At 42.1% G+C, this 25,023-nt stretch carries 18 protein-coding genes; 6 read left to right on the top strand and 12 right to left on the bottom strand.

All coding sequences use genetic code 11. The features are described from left to right. Positions 1–171: 171 nt before the first annotated feature. The 5 genes from QM629_RS14030 to QM629_RS14010 all read right to left on the bottom strand — a co-directional run bounded on the left by QM629_RS14030 (position 172) and on the right by QM629_RS14010 (position 6,338). Positions 172–897, bottom strand: a complete 726-nt coding sequence (locus QM629_RS14030; protein WP_415160513.1) for a hypothetical protein — start codon at positions 895–897, stop codon at positions 172–174. Positions 898–906: 9 nt separating this feature from the next. Next, the gene (locus QM629_RS14025) at positions 907–1,224 is read right to left on the bottom strand and encodes a hypothetical protein (protein WP_415160512.1); all 318 of its coding nucleotides are present in this window, start codon (positions 1,222–1,224) and stop codon (positions 907–909) included. Between the two features lie 168 nt (positions 1,225–1,392). After that, the gene (locus QM629_RS14020) at positions 1,393–1,851 is read right to left on the bottom strand and encodes a regulatory protein RecX (protein WP_415160511.1); all 459 of its coding nucleotides are present in this window, start codon (positions 1,849–1,851) and stop codon (positions 1,393–1,395) included. Between the two features lie 136 nt (positions 1,852–1,987). After that, complete coding sequence (locus QM629_RS14015) at positions 1,988–5,176, bottom strand: vitamin B12 dependent-methionine synthase activation domain-containing protein (RefSeq protein ID WP_415160510.1); 3,189 nt, start codon at positions 5,174–5,176, stop codon at positions 1,988–1,990. Between the two features lie 4 nt (positions 5,177–5,180). Next, positions 5,181–6,338: a homocysteine S-methyltransferase family protein gene (locus QM629_RS14010; protein ID WP_415160509.1), complete on the bottom strand. Its 1,158-nt coding sequence runs from the start codon at positions 6,336–6,338 to the stop codon at positions 5,181–5,183. A 358-nt stretch (positions 6,339–6,696) separates the two neighbouring features. Here QM629_RS14010 and QM629_RS14005 point away from each other — a divergent pair, with 358 nt between their 5' ends. Then, positions 6,697–7,635, top strand: coding sequence for a DUF3078 domain-containing protein (locus QM629_RS14005; protein WP_415160508.1), 939 nt, complete (start codon positions 6,697–6,699; stop codon positions 7,633–7,635). Between the two features lie 44 nt (positions 7,636–7,679). Here QM629_RS14005 and QM629_RS14000 read toward each other — a convergent pair whose 3' ends face one another. The 4 genes from QM629_RS14000 to cobA form a co-directional block, all read right to left on the bottom strand. Beyond that, positions 7,680–8,279, bottom strand: coding sequence for a precorrin-2 dehydrogenase/sirohydrochlorin ferrochelatase family protein (locus QM629_RS14000; RefSeq protein WP_415160507.1), 600 nt, complete (start codon positions 8,277–8,279; stop codon positions 7,680–7,682). A gap of 117 nt (positions 8,280–8,396) precedes the next feature. Next, positions 8,397–10,046 (bottom strand): NADPH-dependent assimilatory sulfite reductase hemoprotein subunit, encoded by a 1,650-nt coding sequence (locus QM629_RS13995; RefSeq protein ID WP_415160506.1) that lies wholly within the window; start codon positions 10,044–10,046, stop codon positions 8,397–8,399. A gap of 185 nt (positions 10,047–10,231) precedes the next feature. Further along, positions 10,232–11,947: a sulfite reductase flavoprotein subunit alpha gene (locus QM629_RS13990; protein WP_415160505.1), complete on the bottom strand. Its 1,716-nt coding sequence runs from the start codon at positions 11,945–11,947 to the stop codon at positions 10,232–10,234. After that, positions 11,937–12,830: a uroporphyrinogen-III C-methyltransferase gene (gene cobA / locus QM629_RS13985; RefSeq protein ID WP_415160504.1), complete on the bottom strand. Its 894-nt coding sequence runs from the start codon at positions 12,828–12,830 to the stop codon at positions 11,937–11,939. Before cobA ends, QM629_RS13990 begins: the two co-directional genes overlap by 11 nt. Positions 12,831–13,241: 411 nt before the next feature. Here cobA and QM629_RS13980 point away from each other — a divergent pair, with 411 nt between their 5' ends. Next, positions 13,242–13,784, top strand: a complete 543-nt coding sequence (locus tag QM629_RS13980) for a DinB family protein (protein WP_415160503.1) — start codon at positions 13,242–13,244, stop codon at positions 13,782–13,784. A gap of 3 nt (positions 13,785–13,787) precedes the next feature. After that, positions 13,788–14,606: a glutamate racemase gene (gene murI / locus QM629_RS13975; protein WP_415160502.1), complete on the top strand. Its 819-nt coding sequence runs from the start codon at positions 13,788–13,790 to the stop codon at positions 14,604–14,606. Here murI and QM629_RS13970 read toward each other — a convergent pair. Continuing rightward, a complete protein-coding gene (locus QM629_RS13970; RefSeq protein ID WP_415160501.1) occupies positions 14,601–14,768 on the bottom strand; it encodes a hypothetical protein in 168 nt (55 codons plus the stop codon). The genes murI and QM629_RS13970 overlap by 6 nt on opposite strands. Positions 14,769–14,806: 38 nt before the next feature. Between QM629_RS13970 and mazG the strand changes: the two genes are divergently transcribed. After that, a complete protein-coding gene (gene mazG, locus QM629_RS13965; protein ID WP_415160500.1) occupies positions 14,807–15,580 on the top strand; it encodes a nucleoside triphosphate pyrophosphohydrolase in 774 nt (257 codons plus the stop codon). Then, entirely contained in the window at positions 15,577–19,344 is a 3,768-nt protein-coding gene (locus QM629_RS13960) for an ATP-binding protein (RefSeq protein ID WP_415160499.1), read from the top strand. Before mazG ends, QM629_RS13960 begins: the two co-directional genes overlap by 4 nt. Before the next feature lie 175 nt (positions 19,345–19,519). On the opposite strand, the gene QM629_RS13955 is transcribed toward QM629_RS13960, so the two are convergent. Further along, positions 19,520–22,363 (bottom strand): TonB-dependent receptor, encoded by a 2,844-nt coding sequence (locus tag QM629_RS13955; RefSeq protein ID WP_415160498.1) that lies wholly within the window; start codon positions 22,361–22,363, stop codon positions 19,520–19,522. Between the two features lie 185 nt (positions 22,364–22,548). On the opposite strand from QM629_RS13955, the gene QM629_RS13950 reads away from it, so the two are divergent. Then, positions 22,549–23,481, top strand: coding sequence for a phosphoribosylaminoimidazolesuccinocarboxamide synthase (locus QM629_RS13950; RefSeq protein ID WP_415160497.1), 933 nt, complete (start codon positions 22,549–22,551; stop codon positions 23,479–23,481). Positions 23,482–23,570: 89 nt separating this feature from the next. On the opposite strand, the gene QM629_RS13945 is transcribed toward QM629_RS13950, so the two are convergent. Further along, positions 23,571–24,605: a rhodanese-related sulfurtransferase gene (locus tag QM629_RS13945; RefSeq protein ID WP_415160496.1), complete on the bottom strand. Its 1,035-nt coding sequence runs from the start codon at positions 24,603–24,605 to the stop codon at positions 23,571–23,573. Positions 24,606–25,023 lie beyond the last annotated feature (418 nt).

Here is a 25,023-nt window from a genome sequence, read left to right as displayed (position 1 = left end):
TTCGCTTAAATCTTAATTAACGCGAGTTCGGGATAAGCTTAGATTGTTAATTCGACCTCATCCCAACCCATCTCCAAAGGAGAAGGGCAAGAAAAAAACATGATTTTTTGCATGTTTTATGAGTTTTAGGGTGTCGGAAGTCCTCTCCTTTGGAGAGGATTTAGGTGAGGTCTATCTGCAATCTTTAAACATATCGCTTATCCCGAACTCACGTTTATTAAGATTGTATGAAATCCAGATGCTGCCGCCTTCCCATTTTATGCCCTGCGACATAGCCATCATCATTACCCAGCAATTCAAATAACTGTTCCAGCTAACCGATGGCCCCCAATGAAATTTAGAGCCTGCTTTCGATGCAGGGCCGCCACCTTCTTCAACCGGAATTTGCAATGATGAAACAGGTTTGCCAATGCCGTTATAATCTGCATTGAAAGCTTTGCCGTCCCATCTTTTTGCTTTACCAACAGGGTTATCCAAATCATCCAGGCTGATTCTTGCAATGCTTATGCATTGGCCGCTCCATTCTGTTGTTGGGTTATATGTTGAAGCATCATAGCTGCCCTTATAACCGTATTCGCCATAAAACAGGTACAAATAATTGCCGCTTACAACAGCCGACGGGTCGCCCACGCCGCCTGCAAAAGTTACGGAAGTACTATGCGGTTTTAATATCATGCGGGGCTGCAGGTCTTCAATAAAAATGCCCTTGTTTTCCCAGCTTCTGCCGCCATCAGCTGACTTCATAATACCTATGCGGCAAACGGCTGCGGCAGAACCTGAATCGGTTAAACCCTGCGGCCAGTTTTTATCAATATAACCTTCGCCTGTTGCAGCATTATAGGGCAATGTTGCAGGATAGTTTTCATTCGTGCATATTTGTTTTTTCAGTTGTCTCATGGAACCTCGCTATGCACATTCCCCTGTGTGAGAAAAATTATCATGCTCGGTTTCATTGTGATAAACTGCATATAATGTTTTGCCGCTGGCATCTTTTTTATCCTGGTAAATAGTCTCAAACCAAACGGCGCCGTGCAAGCCGGCTTCGCCGGGTTTTGCATTTAAAGGCATAATCGGGTTGACGAATGCTTCGCGGTTTGCCATAAAGGCTTCGTCTGCATTTTTGCCATCGGCAAATTTCAAATCATTGGCGGCGCCCCAAACAGGGTCTTCACCGTACTTGCCGGGAAATATGCGGAAAGTATCGCCTATCCATGCTTCGGCCATATTGCAATCAACAAATGAATTGAAATAAAATTTCTCAGAGGTAAGCAGTGTCGCGGCAGGAAGCTTTTTATTTCCCTGTTGTGTGTTTGAACAGGAAGCGAGAAAAAAATTATCGCAACAGATGATGCAGTTTTTTTCATACAGCAGGTTTATGCTTATAAAGTAAACTCATATTTCTTTTAAATAATCATTTATAAGCGATAATTCAAAACCTCTTTGCTGCAAATAATCTTTTATTTTTTTCTTTTTAATGAAGATATTTTTCTCGCTTTTTAGCGTGGCTGATTTCTTATCAGCAACAGTATTGAATGTTTTGGTATAATCAGTATTTGATATTAAAGCCAGTGCTTTGCGGATGCAATAATCGCTTACGCGCTTTTGTTTTAAAGCATATTTTATTTTTTCTCTTCCCCATTGCTTTGTTCTGAAATGCCCGCCTGCATAAGCAATGGCAAAACGTTCTTCATTCAAAAAATTTTCTTCTATGAGCTGTGTGAGCAGTTGTTCCACTTCGTTTTTGTGCAGGCCGAGTGAATATAATTTATCCCGCACTTCGCTGTGGCATCGTTCCTGGTAAGCGCAGTAATGTTTGGCTTTTTGCAAAGCGGCAAGTAAAGAGTCATTCATCAAAAAGTTTGTTTGATTTTTTTTTGGTTACCAGCTAATCAAAGATACCATCTTCGTTGCGTCGCATTACCGTCATCTTCAGTGCAGGTGGCATTTTCCGTTTCCTGTTCATGCAACATTACTTATCCAAACATCTTTAAAAATCTAAGTTAGGGCGTAACCATTTTTCTGCTTCTTCCATGCTCATTTTTTTGCGTTTGGCATAATCTTCCAACTGGTCTTTGGCAATTTTGCCTAAGCCAAAATAATGGCTTTGCGGATGCGCAAAGTACCAGCCGCAAACAGAAGCAGGCGGGTTCATGGCAAGGCTTTCGGTTAATTCAATACCGATGTTTTTTGTTGCATTCAGCAAATCAAACAGCTTTATTTTTTCGGTATGATCAGGGCAGGCCGGATAGCCCGGCGCAGGCCTTATGCCATTGTATTTTTCATGAATTAATTCTTCATTGCTTAATTGCTCATCTTTATCATAACCCCAGTATTCTTTTCTTACTTTATGATGCAGGTATTCTGCAAAAGCTTCCACCATCCTGTCGGCCAGTATCTGCACCATGATCTTATTGTAATCATCATTTTCTGCAGCAAATTTTTCAATGTGCTTTTTTGCGCCATCTACAACAACGGCGAAAGCACCCATAAAGTCAGAGGCCCCTCCTAAATCCTCCCCTAAGGGGAGGACTTTGGCAACTTCGTCATTGGTTACATCCGGCAGATTATTTAGTATTTCTAATATTTTGTTTAAAACCTTTTCTGTTTCGTTTATTACTTCTTTATTTTCAAACCTTAATACTGTGTAACCATGTTCTTTTAAAATATCCGTTCTTAATTCATCATTGATTTTATTTTCTGGAACGGAATGAATATTACCATCAAGTTCAATTATAAGTTTCTTTTTCAGGCAAACAAAATCGGCAATAAACTGAAGGATTACATGTTGCCTCCTGAATTTATATTCTTCTAATTTTTTGCCTTTTAATAATTGCCATAAGCATCTTTCAGCTTCTGTTGGATTTTGCTTTTGTTGTTCAGCATAATCCTTTAATATTTTATATAATGACGGGTCTGCAGTTTGATAATGAAACCTTGAATAAGCTGGCCTTGTGCTTTGAAAGCCCTTCCCTTCGGGAAGGGTTTGGGATGGGCTTTTAGGTGGGCCTGGCTTAACAAAATCAGCCAGCGAAAAATTAAATTGCCCCGTAGCTTTTTTTGATTGCTGCCTCAAAAACTCAAGGGTTACATCACCATTTTTTGTTTGTAAAGTAACCGTATCCCGGTGGTTGCTTTGTGCCGGCCAGAAGCCAATCACACCCTTAGCCGTGAACCAATGCCCATCAATTATTTTCTCTAATAATGATTGCGCATCATTATAAAGCTTTGTTGCTTCTTTACCGAATGTTTTGTCAGTTAATACAGCCGGAAACTTTCCTGGCATTTCCCAGCCGATAAAGAATGGCCCCCAGTCAATATATGCTGCAATGGCTGCGAGGTCAAAATCATCAAACACTTTTACATCTTCGATAGCAGGTTTTGTGGGTGTATAATCATCCCAATTCAATTGCTCTTTGTGCGCAACAGCATCTTCGTAAGCAATCAGGTTTTTTTGCCCCTGCTTGTTTAAAAACTGTTGGCGCAAAGCATCGTATTCTTTTTGTGTTTGATTTAATAATTCAACCTTTTGCTGTTTGTTTAAAAGGTTGGTAACAACCGTTACGCTGCGGGATGCATCCAGCACATGAATAACGCCATTATCATACTGCGGCGCAATTTTTACAGCTGTATGCGTACGTGAAGTTGTAGCGCCTCCAATGAGTAAAGGTTGCTGCATATTACGGCGCTTCATTTCATGCGCTACATGCACCATTTCATCCAATGATGGGGTGATCAGTCCACTCAATCCAATTACATCCACTTTTTCTTTTTCAGCAGTATCTAAAATTTTATCGGCAGGCACCATTACGCCAAGATCAATCACATCGTAACCATTACAGCCCAATACAACACCCACAATATTTTTACCAATATCATGTACATCTCCTTTAACGGTTGCCATAAGAACACGAGGCGCATTGCCATTTCCAACCTGCGGATTATTCTTCTTTTCTTCTTCAATAAACGGTGTTAGATAAGCAACACTTTTTTTCATCACCCTGGCACTCTTCACAACCTGCGGCAAAAACATTTTACCACTGCCGAATAAATCGCCTACTACATTCATGCCATCCATCAGCGGGCCTTCAATTACAGTTAAAGGCCTTGGATATTTTTGCCTTGCTTCCTCGGTATCAATATCAATATAATCTGTTATGCCATTCACCAAAGCATGTTTCAATCTTTCCTCAACAGAAGTGTTGCGCCAGGCATCGTCTTTCTTTTCAACCTTGCCTTTTTGCTTAACGGTTTCTGCAAATGCAATCAGCTTTTCTGTGGCTTCGTTGTTATCATTATTGCGATTGAGAATAACATCTTCGCAAAGCTTTTTTAGTTCGGGTTCAATTTCATCATACACCACCAACTGGCCGGCATTCACAATGCCCATATCCATCCCGGCTTTAATAGCATAATAAAGAAACACGCTGTGCATGGCTTCACGCACATGATCGTTACCGCGAAATGAGAACGAAAGGTTACTTACGCCACCGCTGATTTTTGCAAGCGGCATTTTTTGTTTGATGATGCGGGTGGCTTCTATAAAATCAACGCCATAATTATTGTGTTCTTCAAGCCCGGTTGCAATGGCAAATATGTTGGGGTCGAAGATAATGTCCTGCGGGTCATAACCCAGTTTTTCAGTAAGAATGTTGTATGCACGCTCGCTAAAGCTTACACGCTTTTCCAATGTATCTGCCTGTCCATTTTCATCAAAAGCCATCACCACAACAGCTGCGCCATACATCTTGCATATTTCTGCCTGGTGCATAAATTTTTTCTCGCCTTCTTTTAATGAAATGGAATTCACAATACACTTGCCCTGCACGCATTTTAAGCCGGCTTCAATTATTTCAAATTTTGAAGAATCTATCATTACCGGAATACGGGCAATATCAGGCTCGCTTTGCATCAGGTTGAGAAAAATTGTCATTGCCTGAACGCCATCCAGCAATGCATCGTCCATGTTCACATCAATAACCTGTGCACCATTTTCAACCTGTTGCCTTGCAACACTCAGGGCTTCTTCGTATTTATTTTCACGGATAAGCCTTGCAAACTTTTTTGAACCGGTTACGTTTGTACGCTCACCAATATTTACAAAATTAGATTCGGGCCTTATGGTTAAGGGCTCTAAGCCTGCAAGCCGCATGTAAGGCTTTATAATAGTTTCACTCATTTAGTTAGATTAATGCTATTTCAACAACCGGTAATGTTCTCGGCTGAATCTTCTTTACATGTTCTGCTATTGAACGTATATGATCTGGTGTGGTGCCACAGCAGCCGCCAACAATATTTACAAATCCTTCCCTGGCCCAGTCTTCTATAAAGCAGGCTGTTTCTTCAGGCTGTTCATCATATTCGCCCATGGCATTGGGCAAGCCTGCATTGGGATAAGCAGAAACATAGCATGATGCCATTTGTGATAACTCTTCAATATGTGGCCGCATTTCTTTTGCGCCTAATGCACAGTTTAAACCTATGCTTAATGGTTTTGCATGTGCTACTGAATTATAAAATGCTTCCAGTGTTTGGCCGCTTAATGTTCTGCCGCTGGCATCTGTAATGGTACCGCTGATCATGATAGGCAGCTCATTCAGCCTATCCCGGCCTTCCCAAAGGGAAGGAGCACCTTCGCTCAATATCCCGCTTTTCGACGTGCTTCCATTTTTATAAGTCTCTTGAATAAGCTGGCCTTTGTGCTGCTGGGAAGCCCTCCCTTCGGGAGGATTTAGGTGGGCTTCCCTGAAATATTTTTTAATAGCAAATATGGCTGCCTTTGCATTGAGTGTATCGAATATGGTTTCAATTAACAGCAGGTCAGCGCCGCCGTCAACCAAACCTTTCACCTGTTCGTAATATGCATCTACGGCTTCATCGAAAGTTAAAGCTCGGTAACCGGGATTGTTCACATCAGGTGATAAGGATAATGTTTTATTCATGGGGCCAATGGCGCCGGCGGCCCATCCCAACCCTTCCCTTAGGGAAGGGTTTTCAGCTCTCCATGCTTCAATACTTTGTTTAGCAATTTTTGCGGCTTCAAAATTTATTTCATACGCTAACGATTGCATATTATAATCCGCCAGCGAAACGCGCTGTGCATTGAAGGTATTGGTTTCAATAATGTCTGCACCGGCTTCAAGGTATTCTTTGTGTATGGCCTTAATAATTTGCGGTTGTGTTAAGCAAAGCAAATCGTTATTGCCCTTTATATCGCTTGCCCAATCTTTAAACCGTTCGCCGCGGTAATCCGCTTCGGTTAATTTATAACGCTGTATCATGGTGCCCATGGCGCCATCAATTATTAAAATGCGCTGATCTAAAAGCTCTTTAATATTCATACAAGATGATTTGAAAGTGAAACTGCAGATGCCCATTGTATCAACAATACAAGTGAGTCATCCGCCACGGCGGACTGCCATTCTTTCATTGGCCGGTAACCAAAAAAATAATCTGAATGATAAACGTAGGGAAACTTGTTTGAGAAGTTTATGCGTTTATTAGTTCTGAATTTTTAAGGCCGAACAATAAACAAATCCGCCTGCGGCTGCAAAAGTAAATCAAGAAATTGTTATAAACAAAGCAATGAGATTTTGTTAAAGAATTGCAGTAAAATTTTTAACAGCCGGAGAACATGATAAAAAAATTATTTTTAGATTTTTACAGACATTATCGGCAACTAAGTAAGCACAATGCAACATGATGAGAAAATTGTTTCTTGCATTTCTTATATTGTTAATAGTTAGCGGTGTAAAAGCACAGGATTCAACAATAAGCATTTTAAAAAGTGAGGCAAGCCGCACTATTACGAAAAGTATTCCGGATACACTTAAGAAAAAATGGATAAAAGGCGGGGCATTTACCTTAAATGTTGCCCAAAGCGCATTAAAAGACTGGGCGGCGGGCGGAGAAAATTTTTCCATTGCCATGAATATGTATGCAAATGGCCATGCTTATTATAAGAAGGGGAAAGTTAGCTGGGATAATACGGTTGATATAAATATAGGCTATCTTAATACGGCCTCATTGGGCACACGTAAAAGTGATGACAGGCTTGATGTGCTTTCAAAAGCTGGCTACTCAATTGGTTCTGATTTTTCACTCAGCGGATTATTTAATTTGCGAACGCAATTTTTTGACGGATATACCTACAGCGATGATACAGCTACCTTTTCTTCAACTGCTTTTTCTCCCGGTTATGTTTTGTTTAGCCCGGGTATTGATTACAAGCCGGTAAAAAATTTATCAGTCTTTGTTTCGCCGCTTACATCCAGATGGGTTATTATGCTAAACCCAACGCTGTCGAAACTTGGATCTTATGGCGTTGACAGCGGTAAACATTTTCTTAGCCAGATAGGTGCATTCGGCACTGTTACACTAAATACGAATTTCAGTAAATCTATAACCTTTAATTCGAGGATAGATTTGTTTTCCAATTACGAGCATAACCCTTTTAATGTGGATGTTTATTTTACAAACCTGTTTACAGCAAAATTCAGCAAGCGGTTTGCCGTAACATGGAATGTAGATATGATATATGACGATGATACCCGCATATTCGGCCCGAATGAAGATGGGCCACGGCTTCAGCTAAAGTCAGTTGTAGGCATTGGTGTTGCATTGAAAGTGGGCACCTGAGCTGAGAGGGGCAGCATATTGAAACCAGTTACGGGCCGCGTTTTTTATGTGGGCTGCTCATTATCCTCTACCAGTGAAGCCGTAATTTCATTCAGCTTCTTGATTCTTTCTTTTAAACCACTTTGAATATTGTTTCTTATTGTATTAAGATTATTGGTGAGGCTTTCAATTTCTTCGGGCAATACTCCATTAAAAAATTCTTTCAGCCTTCTTGCCAGTGTAGGCGATTTGCCATTGGTTGAAATGGCCACTTTTACATCGCCTTTGGTTATAACAGAGCCAAGGTAAAAATCGCAAAGCGCAGGTTTATCGGCGGCATTCAAGAGCCTGCCTTTTTGTTTTGCATCTTTTCTTATCTGTTCAGCAAGATCAATATCGTTTACGGCTGCAATAATAAGATCGGCATCATCCAACAATTCTGCGTGATAGGAAGCCTGTACCAACTGCACATGCTTGTGTTTAAAAGCAAGTTCGCGCACTTCTTTTTTTATAAAATTTGCAACAACGGTAATATTCGCTTCGGGCGAATTACTTAAAACTGTATTCAGTTTTTCATAGCCAATTTCCCCGGCGCCAATTATAAGCACATGCAATTCTTCAAGCTTGAAGAAAACAGGAAAAAGATTGTTTTTGTTAGCGCTCATGCAAATTGTGTTAAAAAGTGAATCAGCATAACCCGGCGATGAAGAACAAACCTGTAATTGAATTGCCCTGAAAAATCAAAGCAGTGTTCCATGCGCCCGGATATGCCGCAATAAAATTTATACCAGTTGTTTTCTCATAACATAATCGCCAAAAGGTTCGTTATGGTTTTTATTGTTTGAAAAATCTTTCAGTAGCACATCAAGTGTGTTCAGTATTTCAGGCTCATCAATATTTTCTTTATACAGCTTGTTTAAACGTTTGCCAAGCGCATCGGCGCCGAGGTAAATATTATACCGGCCTGATGCGGTTCCTACAAAGCCTATTTCAGCGGCGTAAGGCCTGCCGCAACCGTTGGGGCAGCCCGTCATGCGCACATGCAATTCTTCGTTGGCTAAGTTATGTTTATCAAGCAAGCCTTCAATCTTGCCAATTAATGATGGCAGGTAACGTTGCGCCTCGGCCAACGCCAGCGGGCAGGTGTTCAAAGCCACACAGGCAATGGCATTGCGGCGAACGCGGGAAGCATTTTGTGTAACTTCTATTATGCCATGTTGCTGAAGAATGCTTTCCACTTCGGCTTTGTCTTCTGGCTTTATATCGCTTACAATAATATTCTGGTTACAGGTAAACCTGAATTGCGCTTTACCTGTTTGCGCTATTGCATAAAACGCTTTTTTAAACTGGACCTTGTCATTGTCGAGCACTCTCCCGGTTTCAACAAACGCTGTATAATACCAAAGCCCTTCATGGTTTTGGTGCCAGCCAAATTCATCGTGGCGAATGGTAAGTTCATATTTTTTCTCCGGTTTGAAAGCTATTCCGCTTCTTGTTTCCACTTCTTTCTTAAATACATCAACGCCCATGCGGTCAATGGTATATTTAAGGCGGGCAAACTTCCTGTCGCTCCTGTTGCCAAAATCCCTTTGCGTGGTAGCTATTTCATACGCTGCTTTCAGCAGGTCTTCCTTTTTTACAAAGCCCAGCATGGAAGCAAGCCTCGGGTATGTTTCCGCATTGCCATGCGTTGCGCCCATGCCGCCGCCGGCGCTCACATTAAAGCCAACAAGCCTGCCTTTTTCAACTATTGCAATAAGGCCGATATCGTTGGTAAAAACATCAACATCGTTATACGGCGGAATGGCAATGGCTATTTTAAATTTGCGCGGGAAATACCTGTCCTGGTAGAGCTCATCTTTTTCAAGTTCAGGCGATATTTTTTCTTTATCAAGCCATATTTCATAATAAGCATGTGTTTTAGGCAACAACAGCCCGCTTAATTTTCCTGCATACGAAAATATTTCCTCATATACAGCGCTGAAACGCGGGTGAGCGCTTGCCACAACATTGCGGTTTACATCGCCGCAGGCCGCAATGCTGTCCAGCTTTACGGTATCAAAATCTTTAATGGTTGGCTTTATGTTATGTTTTAAAATGCCATGCAACTGAACGGTTTGCCTGGTGGTAATTTTAATTACACCGGTTGTGTACGCATTGGTTACTTCATGCAAGGCAACCCATTGTTTTGCAGAAAGCAAACCGCCGGGCAACCGTAAACGGATCATGTATGAATACAGCCGATCCAGTTTTTTTTCAGCACGCTCATCCCTGCGATCGCGGTCGTCCTGCATGTACATGCCATGAAATTTTATAAGCAACTGGTCGTTTGTGCGTATTTGTCCTGTATGTTCATCCTGCAAACTTTCTTTTAAAGTTCCGCGTAAACCTTTGCTTTCTTTTTTTACTTTTTCTGCTATTGATTCTGCCATAAGAAGCGACCTCACCCTAAGTCCCTCTCCAAAGGAGAGGGACTTTTAACAGCGTGAGTAATTTTTTATTTGTTAATAATTTTTAAGTTCAAAGTTTCCTTTGCAAATTCAGGTTAATTAAGCCACTCCAAAATATTCGTGGGTTTGCAAGGCCTTCCCTTTGGGAAGGATTTAGGATGGGCTGCCTAATACACATCCTTTGCATACCTGCCATCGTCTTCAAGCCTGCTTAAATATGCTGTGGCTGCCTTTGTATCAATGTTTGCTTCCCTGCTTATTATTTCAATCAATGCAGCTTCAACATCTTTTGCCATAGTGCTTTTGCAGCCGCAAACATAAACGTGGGCGCCGCCTTTTATCCAGCTATATAGTTCTTTCGATTGCTGCAACATGCGGTGCTGCACATACACTTTTTCTTTCTGATCCCGTGAAAATGCTGTGTTCAATCTTGTAAGCGAACCTGTGTCGAAGAATGATAATAATTCGCTTTGATATAAAAAATCTGAAGCAAAATGCTGGTCGCCAAAGAAGAGCCAGTTTCTGCCCGGCGCACCTTCATCATCTCTGTGCGATATAAAAGAACGGAAAGGCGCAATGCCGGTACCGGGCCCGATCATAATAATATCTTTTTCCTGCTGCGGCAAACGGAAATTATCGTTGGAGTTGATATAAAAGATCACTTCATCGCCATAATTCAACCCTGCAAAATGGCTGCTGCAAAAACCATATTTCACTTTGCCATCCGCTGAAAATTTATCGCGGCCAACGGTAATATGAATTTCATTATTGCCATGCGCATACGGTGAGGAAGATATAGAATATAACCTCGGTGTTATCGGTTCAAGTATAGCAATAAAATTTTCCAATGCCACATTGCCGGTTAACGGGTAAAGCGACAGGAGGTTTATAAGGTCAAGCCTTGCTGCCGGCACTTCTGCCTGAATAAGCTTTGCATATTTATCAATAATGCGCAGCGGCAGGTATAGTATATTCAATTTGGTTTTGAAGAGGTTGAATAACGTGAAGGTTTCATTCCTGTAAATAACCTGTTGCTTCTTATCAGCATTTAACAAGCGTACTATTTCATGCACCTCTTCATCCGCATTTGGAGGGATAATGCCTAAAGAATCACCGGGCAAATAATAAATAGATTCGTTGGTGCTTATTTCAATATGCCAGGTTTCTTTTGATGAACCTCTGTCATTCAAATTAATATGTGTCCTCACCTCGCCCCTGTAAAAACGCTTGGTGTTTTTAGAAGCTTCAACAGGTTGCAAGGGCTTCGCTGCTGTTGCATTTTCAGCTGTTGGCAAATTATTCACCACGTTGCTTATCCATGCTTCTGAAACCGGGTAAAAATCAAGGTCTGATTTTTCCAAAGGCAGCAGTTGCAAAGCGCCGGCTTCTTTCAGTTTGGCATCAATGTCTTCGCCTGCCTTGCAGAATAAAGGGTAAGAGCTATCGCCCAAAGCCAGCACCGCAAATTTTAAATTGGGCAGGCTGTGCTGTTTTGCATGCAGGTAATCATAAAACTTTTTGGCAGCGGCAGGCGGCTCGCCATCGCCATGTGTGCTTGTAATTACATACAATACCGTTTCTTTTTCAAGGTTATTGGTATTGTACTGGTCAAGCGCTTTAAGCGTTACTTTATGCTGCTTGTTTTTAAGTACAGAGGCAAGCTTGGTTGCTATTTTTTTTGAATTGCCTGTTTCTGTACCATATAAAACAGAAACAACAAGTTTTTCCGTTGAAGCGGCAGCCGCTGCTTCGGCAGGCGGCGGTGCGGCTACAGCCGTTTTCTCTGATATACCCGCAAGAAACCCGCTCATCCAGATAATCTCATCCCTCGATGAATCCTGAATAAAAGTTTTAAATGATTTGAGTTTTTGTTCAGTCAACATTTTCGCTCACTTTTTCTTTGCCTTTTGCAGGCGTGGTGGTAAATGCGTTTATTTTAAGATAACCTGTTGCTGCATCAACGCTGCGAAAATAATTTCCTGTTGCAGCGCTATCAATATTATGCCAGGCAAAGGTTTTATGCAAACCAGCAACCCTGCCCATGATTACAATGGAAGGGCTTTCAAAATGCGAAGGCGCATTCAAAAACGATTGCAGTGTAAATGAATGTACGCGCTGCTTTGGCGTAGTGACCTGCTCTGCCACAATAAACGGAATGGTTGCATCTGCGCCGGCATTGAGTAATTTTTCAATAATGGAAAGCAGGTTATTGCTGCTCATGTAAAAAACAAGTGTTTCTTTAAACGCCGCCAGTTGCTTCCAGGTTTCTTTATTAATAATACCGTTATTAAAATAGGTTAGCATCTGCACGCCGCTTGCATGGTTGCGCGTCGTTAACGGCACACCGGTATATGCCGAAGCGCCGGATGCTGCTGTAATGCCCGGCACAATTTCATATTCAATATTGTGTTCAACAACGGTGAGCAACTCATCATAAACGTTTGAAAAAAATGCAATGTCGCCGCCTTTTAAACGCACCACTTTCTCATACAGGCTGGCAAACTGCACCAGCAGTTTATTAATATCAGTTTGTTTATACGATTTTTCGTTGCCGCCCTGTTTGCCCACATCAATAATAATAGCATTAGGGCTTGCATAGCGCTCAATAATTTCATCGCCGGCAAGCCTGTCGGTAATAATCACTTCGGCCTGGGCTAAAAGGTTCGCGCCTTTCACGGTAATCAAATCAGGATTACCCGGCCCGGCCCCGATAAAATAAATTTTGCCGGCGCCTGTGTTTCTTTTTTCTGTTGGTGCGTTGCTCATTTTCTTTGTTGATGGTCGTTGTAAAACAAAAAACCTTCTCTTGTGGAGAAGGCCTTATATGTTTTTTGCGTTTTTATTTATATCCGGTTATCGCAATACAATTTCCTTCCCCGAAGATATGCCCTGCATACAACAACATATTGAAGAAGGTTTAACCATTGTTTGCTTTTTTTGAGGCGGCAAATATAAAATACGAATAGTAAAAAATGAATTTTTTTTAAGCATTTTTGAAAATAAAACAAATATGCAACATAGCAAATGTTTGTTAGTTGTAAGGTTGACTGGTTTAAACGTAATGAGAGAGAAGTTGATTAAGTTGAATAGTGATAAGTTGAAATGTAAGTAACAGGCCTTGAAATTTGCAATAAACCCGTGAACTTGTGAACCTGCGAACTTTTATTAAACTATACTATGCGTAACGAAAATTTACCGGAAGTCTGGCTGCGCGGGCCTTTACCTTCCATACCGTCATTATTGCAACCCGTGGCGCATGCATTGCTGCAGGCGCTGGAAGAGATCAATGCTTACCTGCTCGATTTTGATGAAACATTACTGTGGCAAAAACCGCTTGGCATAGCTTCGGTTGGTTTTCACCTGCAGCATATTGCAGGCGTTCAAAGCAGGCTTTTTACGTATGCAAAGGATGAAGTGTTAACTGAAACGCAGCTTGATTATTTAAGCAGGGAAGGTAAGGAAGACAGCACAATCACACTGGCATTTCTGCTTGAAAACCTGCACCACCAAACGGAAACATCTATTGAACAATTGAAGCAAACGGATGAGGCTGCTTTAACCGAAGTGCGGTATGTTGGCCGCAGGCAAATACCATCCACTGTTATCGGCCTGCTGGTGCATGCTGCCGAACATACCATGCGGCATACGGGGCAACTGATGATTACCATAAAAGTTTTAAGCAAGGGAAGCTTTAATCAGCCTTCAGGCAGTTATTTTTGAAGCATGCAAACTCCAATCGGTGTTTTTGATTCCGGCTTTGGCGGCTTAACTGTATTAAAGGAATTTATGAAACAGTTGCCACAATACGATTATATCTATCTGGGCGATAATGCCAGAGCGCCTTATGGCAACCGTTCGTTTGAAACCGTGTATCAATATACGTTACAATGTGTAAGCTGGCTGTTTAAACAAAACTGCCCATTAATCATACTGGCCTGCAACACTGCATCTGCAAAGGCTTTGCGCACCATTCAGCAGAATGACCTTGATAAAAAATTTCCGGGTAGAAAAGTATTGGGTGTAATAAGGCCGACAACGGAAATTATTGGCAATTATTCTGCGACAAATCATGTTGGTATAATGGCTACGAGCGGTACGGTGCAATCACAGTCTTATTTGATTGAAGCAGGTAAATTTTTCCCGGATGCAACTGTTGTTCAGCAGGCCTGCCCCATGCTCGTTCCTTTAATTGAGAACAATGAGTTTGAAAATGAAGCGGCAGATTATTTTATTCAGAAATATATCCATGAATTATTAAGCCGGGATGATAAAATTGATACCGTATTGCTGGCCTGTACGCATTATCCTTTAATAAAAAAACGAATAGAAAATTTTTTACCTGATGGTGTTCATGTGATTGCCCAGGGTGAAATAGTGGCTGCCAGCCTTGAGGATTATTTGTATCGTCACCCTGAAATTGAAATACAGATTTCTACAGGTAAAACCGTTCAATTTTATACAACAGATTCAGCAGAAGACTTTAATAATCATGCCGGCAATTTTTATGGTGAAGCTATAGCCGCCTGCCATATTGAATTATAATAACATTGCTTTACTTCTTTTCAAAAAGAAATATTTTTTAACATTATGGTTCTGAGAAGCTGTTTGAAAATTTAATTCTTTACAGAAGTTTAGCGATTTTTCGCGCGGAGCAAAGGAGTAAGCAGCGTAATGAAGCGCCTCTGCCGGCTCTGTGTTCTCCATGCGAAAAATTTTTAAACAGCTTCTAAAAAATATTAAACATGGAATACAAAGAAAGTTTTGAAAAGCTGGTGAATATAATGGATGACCTGCGCGCGCAATGCCCGTGGGATAAGAAGCAAACCATTAAAACCCTGCGCCAAATGACCATTGAAGAAACGTATGAACTGGCGGATGCTATTACAGCAGAAGACTGGAACGGCATTAAGGAAGAACTGGGCGATATTATGCTGCATATTGTTTTTTATGCCCGCATTGCAAGTGAACAAAGCCGGTTTACACTGAATGATGTGCTGAAAACAATTTGTGATAAGCTGATTGTGCGGCACCCGCATATTTATGGCAACGTAAAAGTGCATGATGAGGAAGATGTAAAAAAGAACTGGGAAAAAATAAAGCTGAAAGAAGGCAAAGCATCTGTGTTAAGCGGCGTGCCCGTTGCATTGCCTGCGGTTGTTAAGGCAGCACGCATTCAGGAAAAAGCAAAGCAGGTGGGCTTTGAATGGAAGCAAAAAGAAGACGTGTGGCTTAAGGTAGAAGAAGAAATAAAAGAATTGCAGCAGGCGGTAAATAACAATAACCCGAAAGAAGTGGAAGAAGAATTTGGTGATGTGCTTTTCAGCCTGGTTAATTATGCACGGTTTTTGAACATAGACGCCGAAAATGCATTGGAACAAACCAATAAAAAATTTATTAACCGGTTTAAAAAAATGGAAGCGGTTGCCGGCGCAGATGGTAAAAGCCTGTACAACATGAGCCTGGAAGAAATGGATGCCATCTGGAATATTGTGAAAAAAGAAAATACTGAGGCTTGATAAAAACGATTAAACATGCGGTTAATAAATATGCCTGGCTGTTTTTTGTAGCGGCCTGGGTTTATACGCTTTCATTCATTTTCACCAATTATTTTTCTTACAGTTCCTCTTCAGCAAAGGTTGCCGGTATTTTAAGTGAGTATATACAGGGCAGGGAAAATTCGTTTAAAAACATCCTGCACGATAGCGCCACTATTGCCGCTATCACAAGCGACAGGCCTTCCTCCATTAAAGAACAGCTTATCAGCGATGCGCAGGGCATATTTGCCTACCAGGTTAACGATATAGGCCATTCTGTTGAAATATTCTGGAACACCAATAAAATGACGCCGGCAGAAAGCGACCTCGCCCGGCCGGACGGAAACTACCTGGTTAATTATCCCAACGGCATTTTTGATCTGGTAAAAACATCTTTCAAAAATGGCAAAACAGGTTTTTTTCTTGTAATGATGATACCGGTGCGCTGGGAATACTTTATGCAGAATGAATACCTGAGATCGCATTTCGCCATAAATGAAGACATTGATAAATCCTACGAAATAGCCCCTGTGGGCAAAGGCGCTCCCGTTGTAAATGCTTCAGGAAAAACATTGTTCAGCATAAAGGAAATTAACCAGGCTTATAACGATTCTCCCGCGGGCCTGTCTGTTTTGCTTCGCGTAGCCGCCATGCTTTTCCTGTTTGTGTTTGTAAACAACATTGCCGACGAAATTGCAAAGAATAACAACCTGAGAAATGCGCTTGTGTTTCTAATGGCCTCTTTCCTCGTGCTAAGGATTCTTATATTTTTTCTTCCCGTTCCCTTTAATTACAGGGTTATGCCCCTGTTTAATCCGGATGTTTACTATGGCGGCCCTGTAAACAAATCGCTTGGCGATCTGCTGGTAAATGTATTGCTGGCTTTATGGATAATCATCTTCTTCAGAAAACGGATAAGAACCAATGCCAGAACAGCTTTGCGCAGGGTTCCCCTGGCTTATGCCGTATTAACCTATTCCTCTTTCCTGCTGATACCTTTAATTAGTTTTCGTGTTGCCGAAATAATCTCAGGCCTGGTGGAACACTCTGCCATAAGTTTTAATGCTGCAGATTTTTTCTCGCTCAGCATTTTTTCATTTGCAGGCTTTATTATTGTTTGCGTATTGCTGTATATATGGCTGTACCTGGCAGGCATTTTCGTGCAGCTTGCCGCTCAAACCAAACTGTCTTTATTCTGGCAGTTTATTGCCACACTTTCCATCAGCTTCCTGCTTATATCGCTGAATATTTTTTCGATTGATGCCAAGATGCTGCTCACGGTAACAGCGTTTATGCTGACGCTGATAATTTTCATCCGCTATAACGACAACCCTTCTTTTTCTTCGCTGGTGCGCTCTCCTTATTTTATTATATGGGCGCTTATATTAACGGCGCTGGCTTCTTCGCTTATTGTATATCAGAATAAAACAACAGAAAAAGAAAAACGGGTGTTGCTTGCCCGCAACCTGCAGGAACAAACTGATTCTTCGGGCGCCTTTCTCGTGCGTATTGCCCTGAATAATTTTTCTGACGCTTTCCTGGAAAAAAATTTTTACCGGTTTAAAAACGAAAGCGATAACCAATACATTAAAGACAGCCTTACCAACAAAAACCTTTCCGCCTATCTTGCCAAATACAATACAAGGATTTATTTATATGATGCCGACAACCAGCCTTTATACAACAACGATTCCACAAGTTTTACAGTAATAAATTCGGTGCTGGAAAACCGTGCCAGGCCTGCATCGTATAAAGGCCTGTATGTGTACCGGAACAACCAGAATAACTACAATTACATTTTTTATAAAAAGATAAAAAGCGATTCTGCTTTGCTGGGCTCTTTGTTTGTGCTTATACAGCCGAAATTATTTGAAAACACCAGCCTGGTTCCTGAGTTATTCAGGCGTACAAACGATATTTTATCAAGCACCAGTAATTATGAGATCGGCGTGTATGATAACCGCAAGCTGGTGAGCCCGTTTACAGGGTTTAATTTTTCAGATTCAGTTACTGCAGAGCAAATTCCCAGAGCGGGGTATGCATTTAAAGATTCGCTCCATTATAACCAGCTTTGGTATAATGCCGGCAATGGCAAGCTGCTGGTAATAGCCCGTAAAAACGATGCTTTCTTTAACTTCGTAACCCTGTTCTCTTATTTGTTTGTACTATTCATACTGCTGTCGTTTATTGTGCATAACAGCCGGTATTTAATACAGAACCGCAGCGCCAAATCCCGTTTCAGGCACTTGTTCCGTTTTAATATACGCACACAAATTCAAAGCACCATTATCGGCGTAAGTTTTATATCGTTCCTTGTTATTGGCACCGGCACTATTTCTTTCTTCAGCCTGCGGTTTAAAAAAAATACTACAAATGAGCTCATTAATGCCTCGCAAATTATAGCCAGGGAAATTCAGCAGGCTTTAAAGTTTGCCCTCGTAAATACAGACCCTGATATAGACGGTATGAATGATGATGGCGAATTTGAAAAGAAAATAGCCGACATTGCCGCTATCCAAAACGTTGATATCAACCTTTACCGGAAAGACGGCACACTGAGCGTTTCATCCCAGCCATATATTTATACCCAGCAAATATTAAGCAGGCGGATAGACCCCGAAGCGTATTATGAAATGCATTACAATCAAAGCACCCGCTTTGTGAATGAGGAGCAGATCGGCAACTTTTCTTTTCAAAGCATCTATACGCCCATTAAAGGCGAGCACGACGAAACGGTAGCCTATTTAAACATCCCGTCATTAGGCTCACAGGATGAGCTGAAAGATGAAATATCCGGTTTCCTTGTTACGCTTATCATTTTAAATGCGCTTATCTTCATTTTTGCCGGCGCCGTTTCTGTAGCGCTCACCGGCCGCATAACCTCTTCATTAGAATTGATAGGCAATAAGATGAAAGAAATAAAAATAGGTGTGGCAAACGAAGAAATTCCCTGGAAGAGAAATGATGAAATAGGCATGCTTGTAAAAGAATATAACAAGATGGTGAAACAGCTTGGCAAAAGCGTGGAAGCCCTCGCCAAAACAGAGCGGGAGGGCGCCTGGCGGGAAATGGCAAGGCAGGTAGCGCACGAAATAAAAAACCCGCTCACGCCCATGAAGCTGAGCATACAATACCTGCAACGCGCCATGGAAGAAAATTCACCCAATGCCGTGGACCTTTCCAAAAAGCTGGCTTCCACTTTAGTGGAGCAAATTGACCAGCTTTCAAAAATTGCCGGCGATTTTTCGCAGTTTGCCAATATTGAAAATACAAAGCCGGAATATTTTGATATTAATGAGCTGCTTAAAAACCTTGTAAACCTGTACAAAGCCGATTCAAACCTTATTATCAGCTTTACAGCAGAAGAAGATTATGCGGAAGTTTTTTCAGATAAGGCGCAGGTAAACCGGCTCTTTACCAACCTTATAAAAAATGCATTGGAAGCTTATGATGAAAGCGAACCGGCGCGCATACAAATAAAACAATACATGCAGCAAAGCGATGTAATTGTTTCGGTAACAGATTTTGGCAATGGCATAACCGAAGAATTGCGCTCCAAAATATTCAATCCCAACTTTACCACAAAATCATCGGGCACAGGCTTAGGCCTCGCTATCTGCAAAGCTATTGTAGAGAAGGCAGGCGGGCATATATGGTTTACCACGGCAATAGGTGAAGGCACTTCTTTTTATGTAAAACTGCCGCTTGCCCATAAGGCGCAGCCGGTTTTTATGCAGCCGGTTTAGCCTTATGGACAGCCTATTTTTCAGTGGGTATAATGCCCGCCGGCACGCGAAGCCGGCAGGGTGCATGGGCGGCGAAGTGCGATACGCCTTTATTTCCGGCTCAGACCGCTGCACGGGCCGGCCGGAAATAAAAAACCCCCGCATTAAGCGGAGGCCTTTGCTAAACATTTAATAACTAAAAAACATTATATCCGATGCTTGCATAATACAAAGCGCCGATATAAGGGTTACCAAACGCATTGCGATAGTAGTGATTTATTATGTTAGTGCCGCCAATTTTAACTAGAACTTTTTCTTTTGTAAAATTATAGCTCACCTGTGCATCCAGGGTGCCAAAGGCAGGTATGGTGCCTGAGCCAAAAGTGCCTTCCCAGGCCACCTTATCCTGCCATTTGTAAATTACATTGAAGCCAATGCCTTTGTATGCATTCGAACTGGAGAGCCCAAGATTAAACCGTGTTTTGGGTGTATTAAAAAAGCTTACGAGGTCTTCATCCACATCCTTTAACTGGTCGCCGTAAACATTCCCGGTAATGGAATATGTTTTGCCAAGCCTGTATTCCAGGCTTATGCCCCAGCCATTTGCTTTTACAGGGGTGCCTGAATTAACAACAAATGAATAATTTGTGCTGGTAAAAGGGCTGGCAAGCTCTGTAACGGAAGTTTCGGCTTCGCCGCTTGATCCCCTTGCTACAGCCTCCCGTGCAATAAAATCTTTGTACCTGCTGAAGTAATAATAGGCGTCAATTAACAGCGTGTTGTTTACTATGCCGCGATAACCCACTTCATAAGACTCCATGGTTTCCGGCTTTGCCTTTTTAAATTCAGCCTGTACCAGATCGCCGGCATCACCGCTTTCCCGGTATGCAACCACGCTGGCAGCGGTATAAACAGGATTATTACTAAAATCGTACAGCGTATTAAATGCAGGCAAACAGCCTATTAAAACGGTGCCTGGCGTTTGCAGGTTTATCCACTGATCCTGGTTATTGGGAAACCGGTAGGCCTGCTGGTAGGATAAGCGGAAAACATTATTCTTTGCAGGCGTTATGGTTGCGGTGAACCTTGGCGTGAAACGGCCTTTGAAATTTTCATTCTTATCATAGCGGCCGGCGGCTGTTAATTTCAAAACGTCTTTTACTATTTCTTTCTGTAATTGAATATATGCGCCGTATTCGCTGATATTGATAGGGCCATCCGGTTCATAAAAAATGGTGTTGTTGGAATTGAGGTGGTACAGGCGGTAACTGGCCCCGGCTAACACTTCCATTACTTTTACAAACTGTGAAAAATTATACTGGCCTGCTACCTGATACAGGCTTGATTTATCGGCAAACTGGGAGCCGCCGTCATTTATAGAAGTGGTAGTGGAGTTTTTGAATGCTGTGCTGAATGCTGTTGTGCCTGGCAAATATCTTCCATCGTCTGCCGCAGCCCTTGCGGCAGCATGGGCCGTAGCATCATCAGCGCCCTGTAAAATATACGCGGAATAGGTACCTATATATTGGGCAAACCAGTCAGAGTTTGTTTTCCATGCACTGTTTATGCCCAAAGCGGCCAGGGTGGTGGCATAAGAATCGCCGGAATTTTCCTGGGTAGTATAGGCGCGTATAAACCAGTCAGGGTTATTTACCTCAAGCTTGTATTGGCCAATCTGGAAATTCTTCAGCGAATACCTGTCTGCGCCCGTATAAACCGTTGTGCCCAGACCCCAGTTTGCAGTTAAGGAAGCTTCTGTGCTGCTGTTTATTTTATAATATAAGCCGCCTGAAGCTTTAAAATTATAAGCATCGTAGTTCACCAGGTCTTTTTCATAGTATCCGGTACGGCTGGCATATTGGCTGCCATAAATATTGCCGGCAAGGCCTAAATAAAAAGGGCTGATATCAGCATCGGTGGATAGAAAGCTTTGAATCTGGGCCTGGGTGGGCTCCGTTCCGGTAGCCGCCACATAAGCGGCTATATACGCTTGTGTACCCTGGTAAACGGCGGCTTGTGCAAAAGCATTCATGCCTGCACTGGCTTCATCGCCATATACATTCACGCCGTCATAATTGGGATCAGAAGCCCTTGTGCCCGATTTAATCTGGCTCAGCACATTATTGCGCTCAAGATTGGTGGAGTCATCAGCCCGCCAGTCATCAGCCTTCATGTATTCTGCACTGAACTTGAACGCAAATTTGTCTGATACTTTTTTGCCCCACCTGATGGCTATATCATGATAAGGCGATGCTTTATGCCTGTAATCGTTCACATGCATTATTCCCTCTTTCACTTCTGCGCTGAAGCCCTGGTATTTAAACGGGTCTTTGCTCGAAATAAGCAGGGTGCCATTCATGCCGCCTGAACCATACAAGGCAGACGAAGCGCCGGAAAGCAATTCCATATTATCAACATCTAAGTCGGTGAGGCCAATTACATTGCCAACCGAAAAATTTAAGGCAGGCGCTGAATTATCCATTCCATCCACCAGTTGGTTAAACCGCAGGTTGCCGCTGCCATTAAACCCCCGTGTTGAAACCGTTTTAAAAGTGAAGCTTGATGTAGTTACATCCACGCCTTTCAGGTTTCCCAGCGCATCATAGTAATTGGGCCCCGGCGTATTGCGCATGGCCGTGGCACTTACCCGTTCAATCGTTACAGGCGATTCCAGAATGCGCTCAGGCAATCTTGATGCAGCCACCACAATTTCCTGTCCCAGGGCATAACCTGGCTCCAGCTCAATATTTACAATCTGGTTATTACTTTCCACAGGCACTTCTTCCCCTTTATAACCAATGGAAGACACCACTATTACAAAGGGCGGCTTTTGTGCAGTTACCAGCCTGAAGTTTCCTTTTTCATCGGTATAAGTACCATCGCCGGTTCCTTTCACCATAACTGATATGGCAGCCAGGCTTTCTTTTGTGGCGCTATTCCTGATATTTCCCGTTATTATTGTTTGCTGCTGGGCTAAAATAAGGTTAGCATGTATAACACAGGCAAGCGCAAAAAGTAATGAAGGGAATTTTTTTTGCATAGAATGGTTTTAGCAGTACAATGATAGTACTTGTTGCAAACAATCGAAATAATAATACACCAATTTAGTTGTATTATTTTATTAAATGAAATTTCTACTGAATATTAATGTTTTTATTGCCAGGAGTTTGATTATTTTTTGAATCATTTTGTGCGGTACGGCTTCTCTTGTAGGTTTGTATTTATATGAGAAAACAACAATTCGATTTTGAAGGCCAAACGAATTTTTACAGCGGCAAGGTAAGGGATGTTTATACCATACACAATGATATGCTTGTAATGCTTGCCAGTAACCGTATCTCTGCCTTTGATGTTATTCTGCCCAAACCCATTCCTTATAAAGGGCAGGTACTAAATCAGATTGCGGCTTATATGCTCGATGCCACAAAAGATATTTGCCCTAACTGGCTTTTAAAAGTGCCCGCCCCCAACGTTTCCGTTGGCAAAAAATGTAAGCCTTTTAAGGTGGAAATGGTTGTGCGCGGTAACCTGGTAGGCCATGCCTGGCGCACGTATAACAGTGATAAACGCATTTTATGCGGTGCATTAATGCCAAACGGCCTGAAAGAAAATGATTTCTTTCCTACACCCATTATTACACCCAGCACCAAGGCCGATGCCGGGCACGATGAAGACATTGACCCCGATGGTATTGTTGCCGGGGGCATTGCCACGAAAGAAGAATGGAAAACCCTGAGCAATTACGCATTAAAACTATTTGCGCGCGGAAAAGAAATTGCCGCCAACCGCGGGCTGATACTCGCCGATACCAAATATGAATTTGGAAAGATCGGGAATGAAATTTACCTGATGGATGAAGTGCATACACCAGACAGTTCAAGGTATTTTTATGCCGATGGCTTTGAGGAACGCCAGCGTAAGGGCGAACGCCAGAAACAGCTTAGCAAAGAATTTGTGCGCGAATGGCTGATTGAAAATAATTTTATGGGCAAAGAAGGCCAGACCGTACCTGAAATGAGTGATGACTGGGTAAATACTATTTCACAGCGTTATATTGAATTATATGAAACCGTGATTGGTGAGAAATTTGTTCCGCAGGAGTTGAGCGATGAGCAAACATATAGGCGGATTGTTGAAGCACTGAAGGAAGTTGATTAGTTTACTTGTTCACAAGTTCACGTGTTCACGAGTTAAAGCCTGCAATGTGCATAACAACTTGTGAACATTGAAACCCGTAAACTTTTGAACTATTCATTCAGCCTCGGTCTTAAACGAACTTTACGCTTATTAAAAACATTCCGCCCTTTATCAATACCTTTGCGGATTTGTTTTTGCCTTTCTAAAGGAAGGTGAATGGTTTCTTTACACGCCGCGCTGCAGCAGCCATCGTATTTCTGTCTGCATGCTTCGCACTGAATAAATAAAAGATGGCAGCCATTATTGGCGCAGTTGGTATGTGTGTCGCAGGGTTTGCCGCATTGATGGCATCTGGCAATTACATCTTCTGTAATGCGTTCGCCCAGGCGGTTATCGAATACAAAATTTTTACCGATGAATTTAGAAGCCAGATTAATTTCTTTTACCTGTTTTGCATAATTGATAATGCCGCCTTCCAGGTGAAAAACATTTTTAAAGCCGTTATGCAGCATGTAAGCGCTGGCTTTTTCACAGCGTATGCCGCCGGTGCAATACATGATGATGTTCTTTTCTTCATTGCCTTTCATCATATTAACAGCCATGGGCAATTGTTCGCGAAAAGTATCTGACGGAATTTCAATGGCTTTTTCAAAATGGCCTACTTCATATTCATAATGGTTGCGCATGTCAATAATAATCGCGTCATCTTTTTTCAGCAGTTCATTCATCTGTTCCGCATTTACATAGCGTCCTTTATTTTCCATGCTGAAACCCGGATCGGTTATGCCATCGGCAACAATCTTTTCCCGCACTTTTACAGACAAGACCCAAAAGCTTTTTCCATCGTCATCCACGGCAATGTTCAAACGCAGGTTATTTAATTCGCTGATGGAATACAAAAATGCTTTGAAGGCTTCAAAGTTGCATTGCGGCACGCTTACCTGTGCATTAATGCCTTCTCCGGCAACATAAATTCTGCCGAATACTTTTAAATTATATAAGCGCTTGTATAAATAGTCCCGGAACTCCTGCGGGTTTTGAATGGAGAAATATTGATAGAAACTGATGGTAGTTCTGGGTTCAGCTTCTTCATGCAGGCGGCGCTTTAGTTCTTCGCCGGAGATGCGGTTATGTAATACAGCCATTGTAAAAAAATTTCAGTCCCGACGGAATGTCGGGATCCATTAAATAATATGGATTCCGTTGCAGGCGGAACAAAATTGAGCGCAAATATAGCAAGATTGCTGCTGACCCTGAAGCTTGCAGCGCAGCCGGGGTGCATTTCAAATTTTCGCAGGTGGGTGTCTCACCCACCTGTAGAACCCGCTGCCGGTCGGTGAGACACCGACCGGAGTGCCGCGTATGAAGTGAAAATTTGAAATGCGCCCGCGCAGCCTAAACCGCGGTCACATTTGCGCCATTAAAATTAATAAAGCCAATGTCATTAACTTAAGGCAGGTAAATCTTCGAAATATTCAATATTCAATTTCGCGAAGATTTACAACTGAACATTCCTGCCCGACTGATTCAGTCAGGCGGGGATTATTGGGTATTGAATATTGA

It is taken from the genome of Parafilimonas sp., from assembly GCF_047606085.1.
Lineage (GTDB): Bacteria > Bacteroidota > Bacteroidia > Chitinophagales > Chitinophagaceae > Parafilimonas.
Note: the sequence above shows the minus strand (reverse complement) of the source record. Positions and strands in the feature narration are given on the sequence as shown.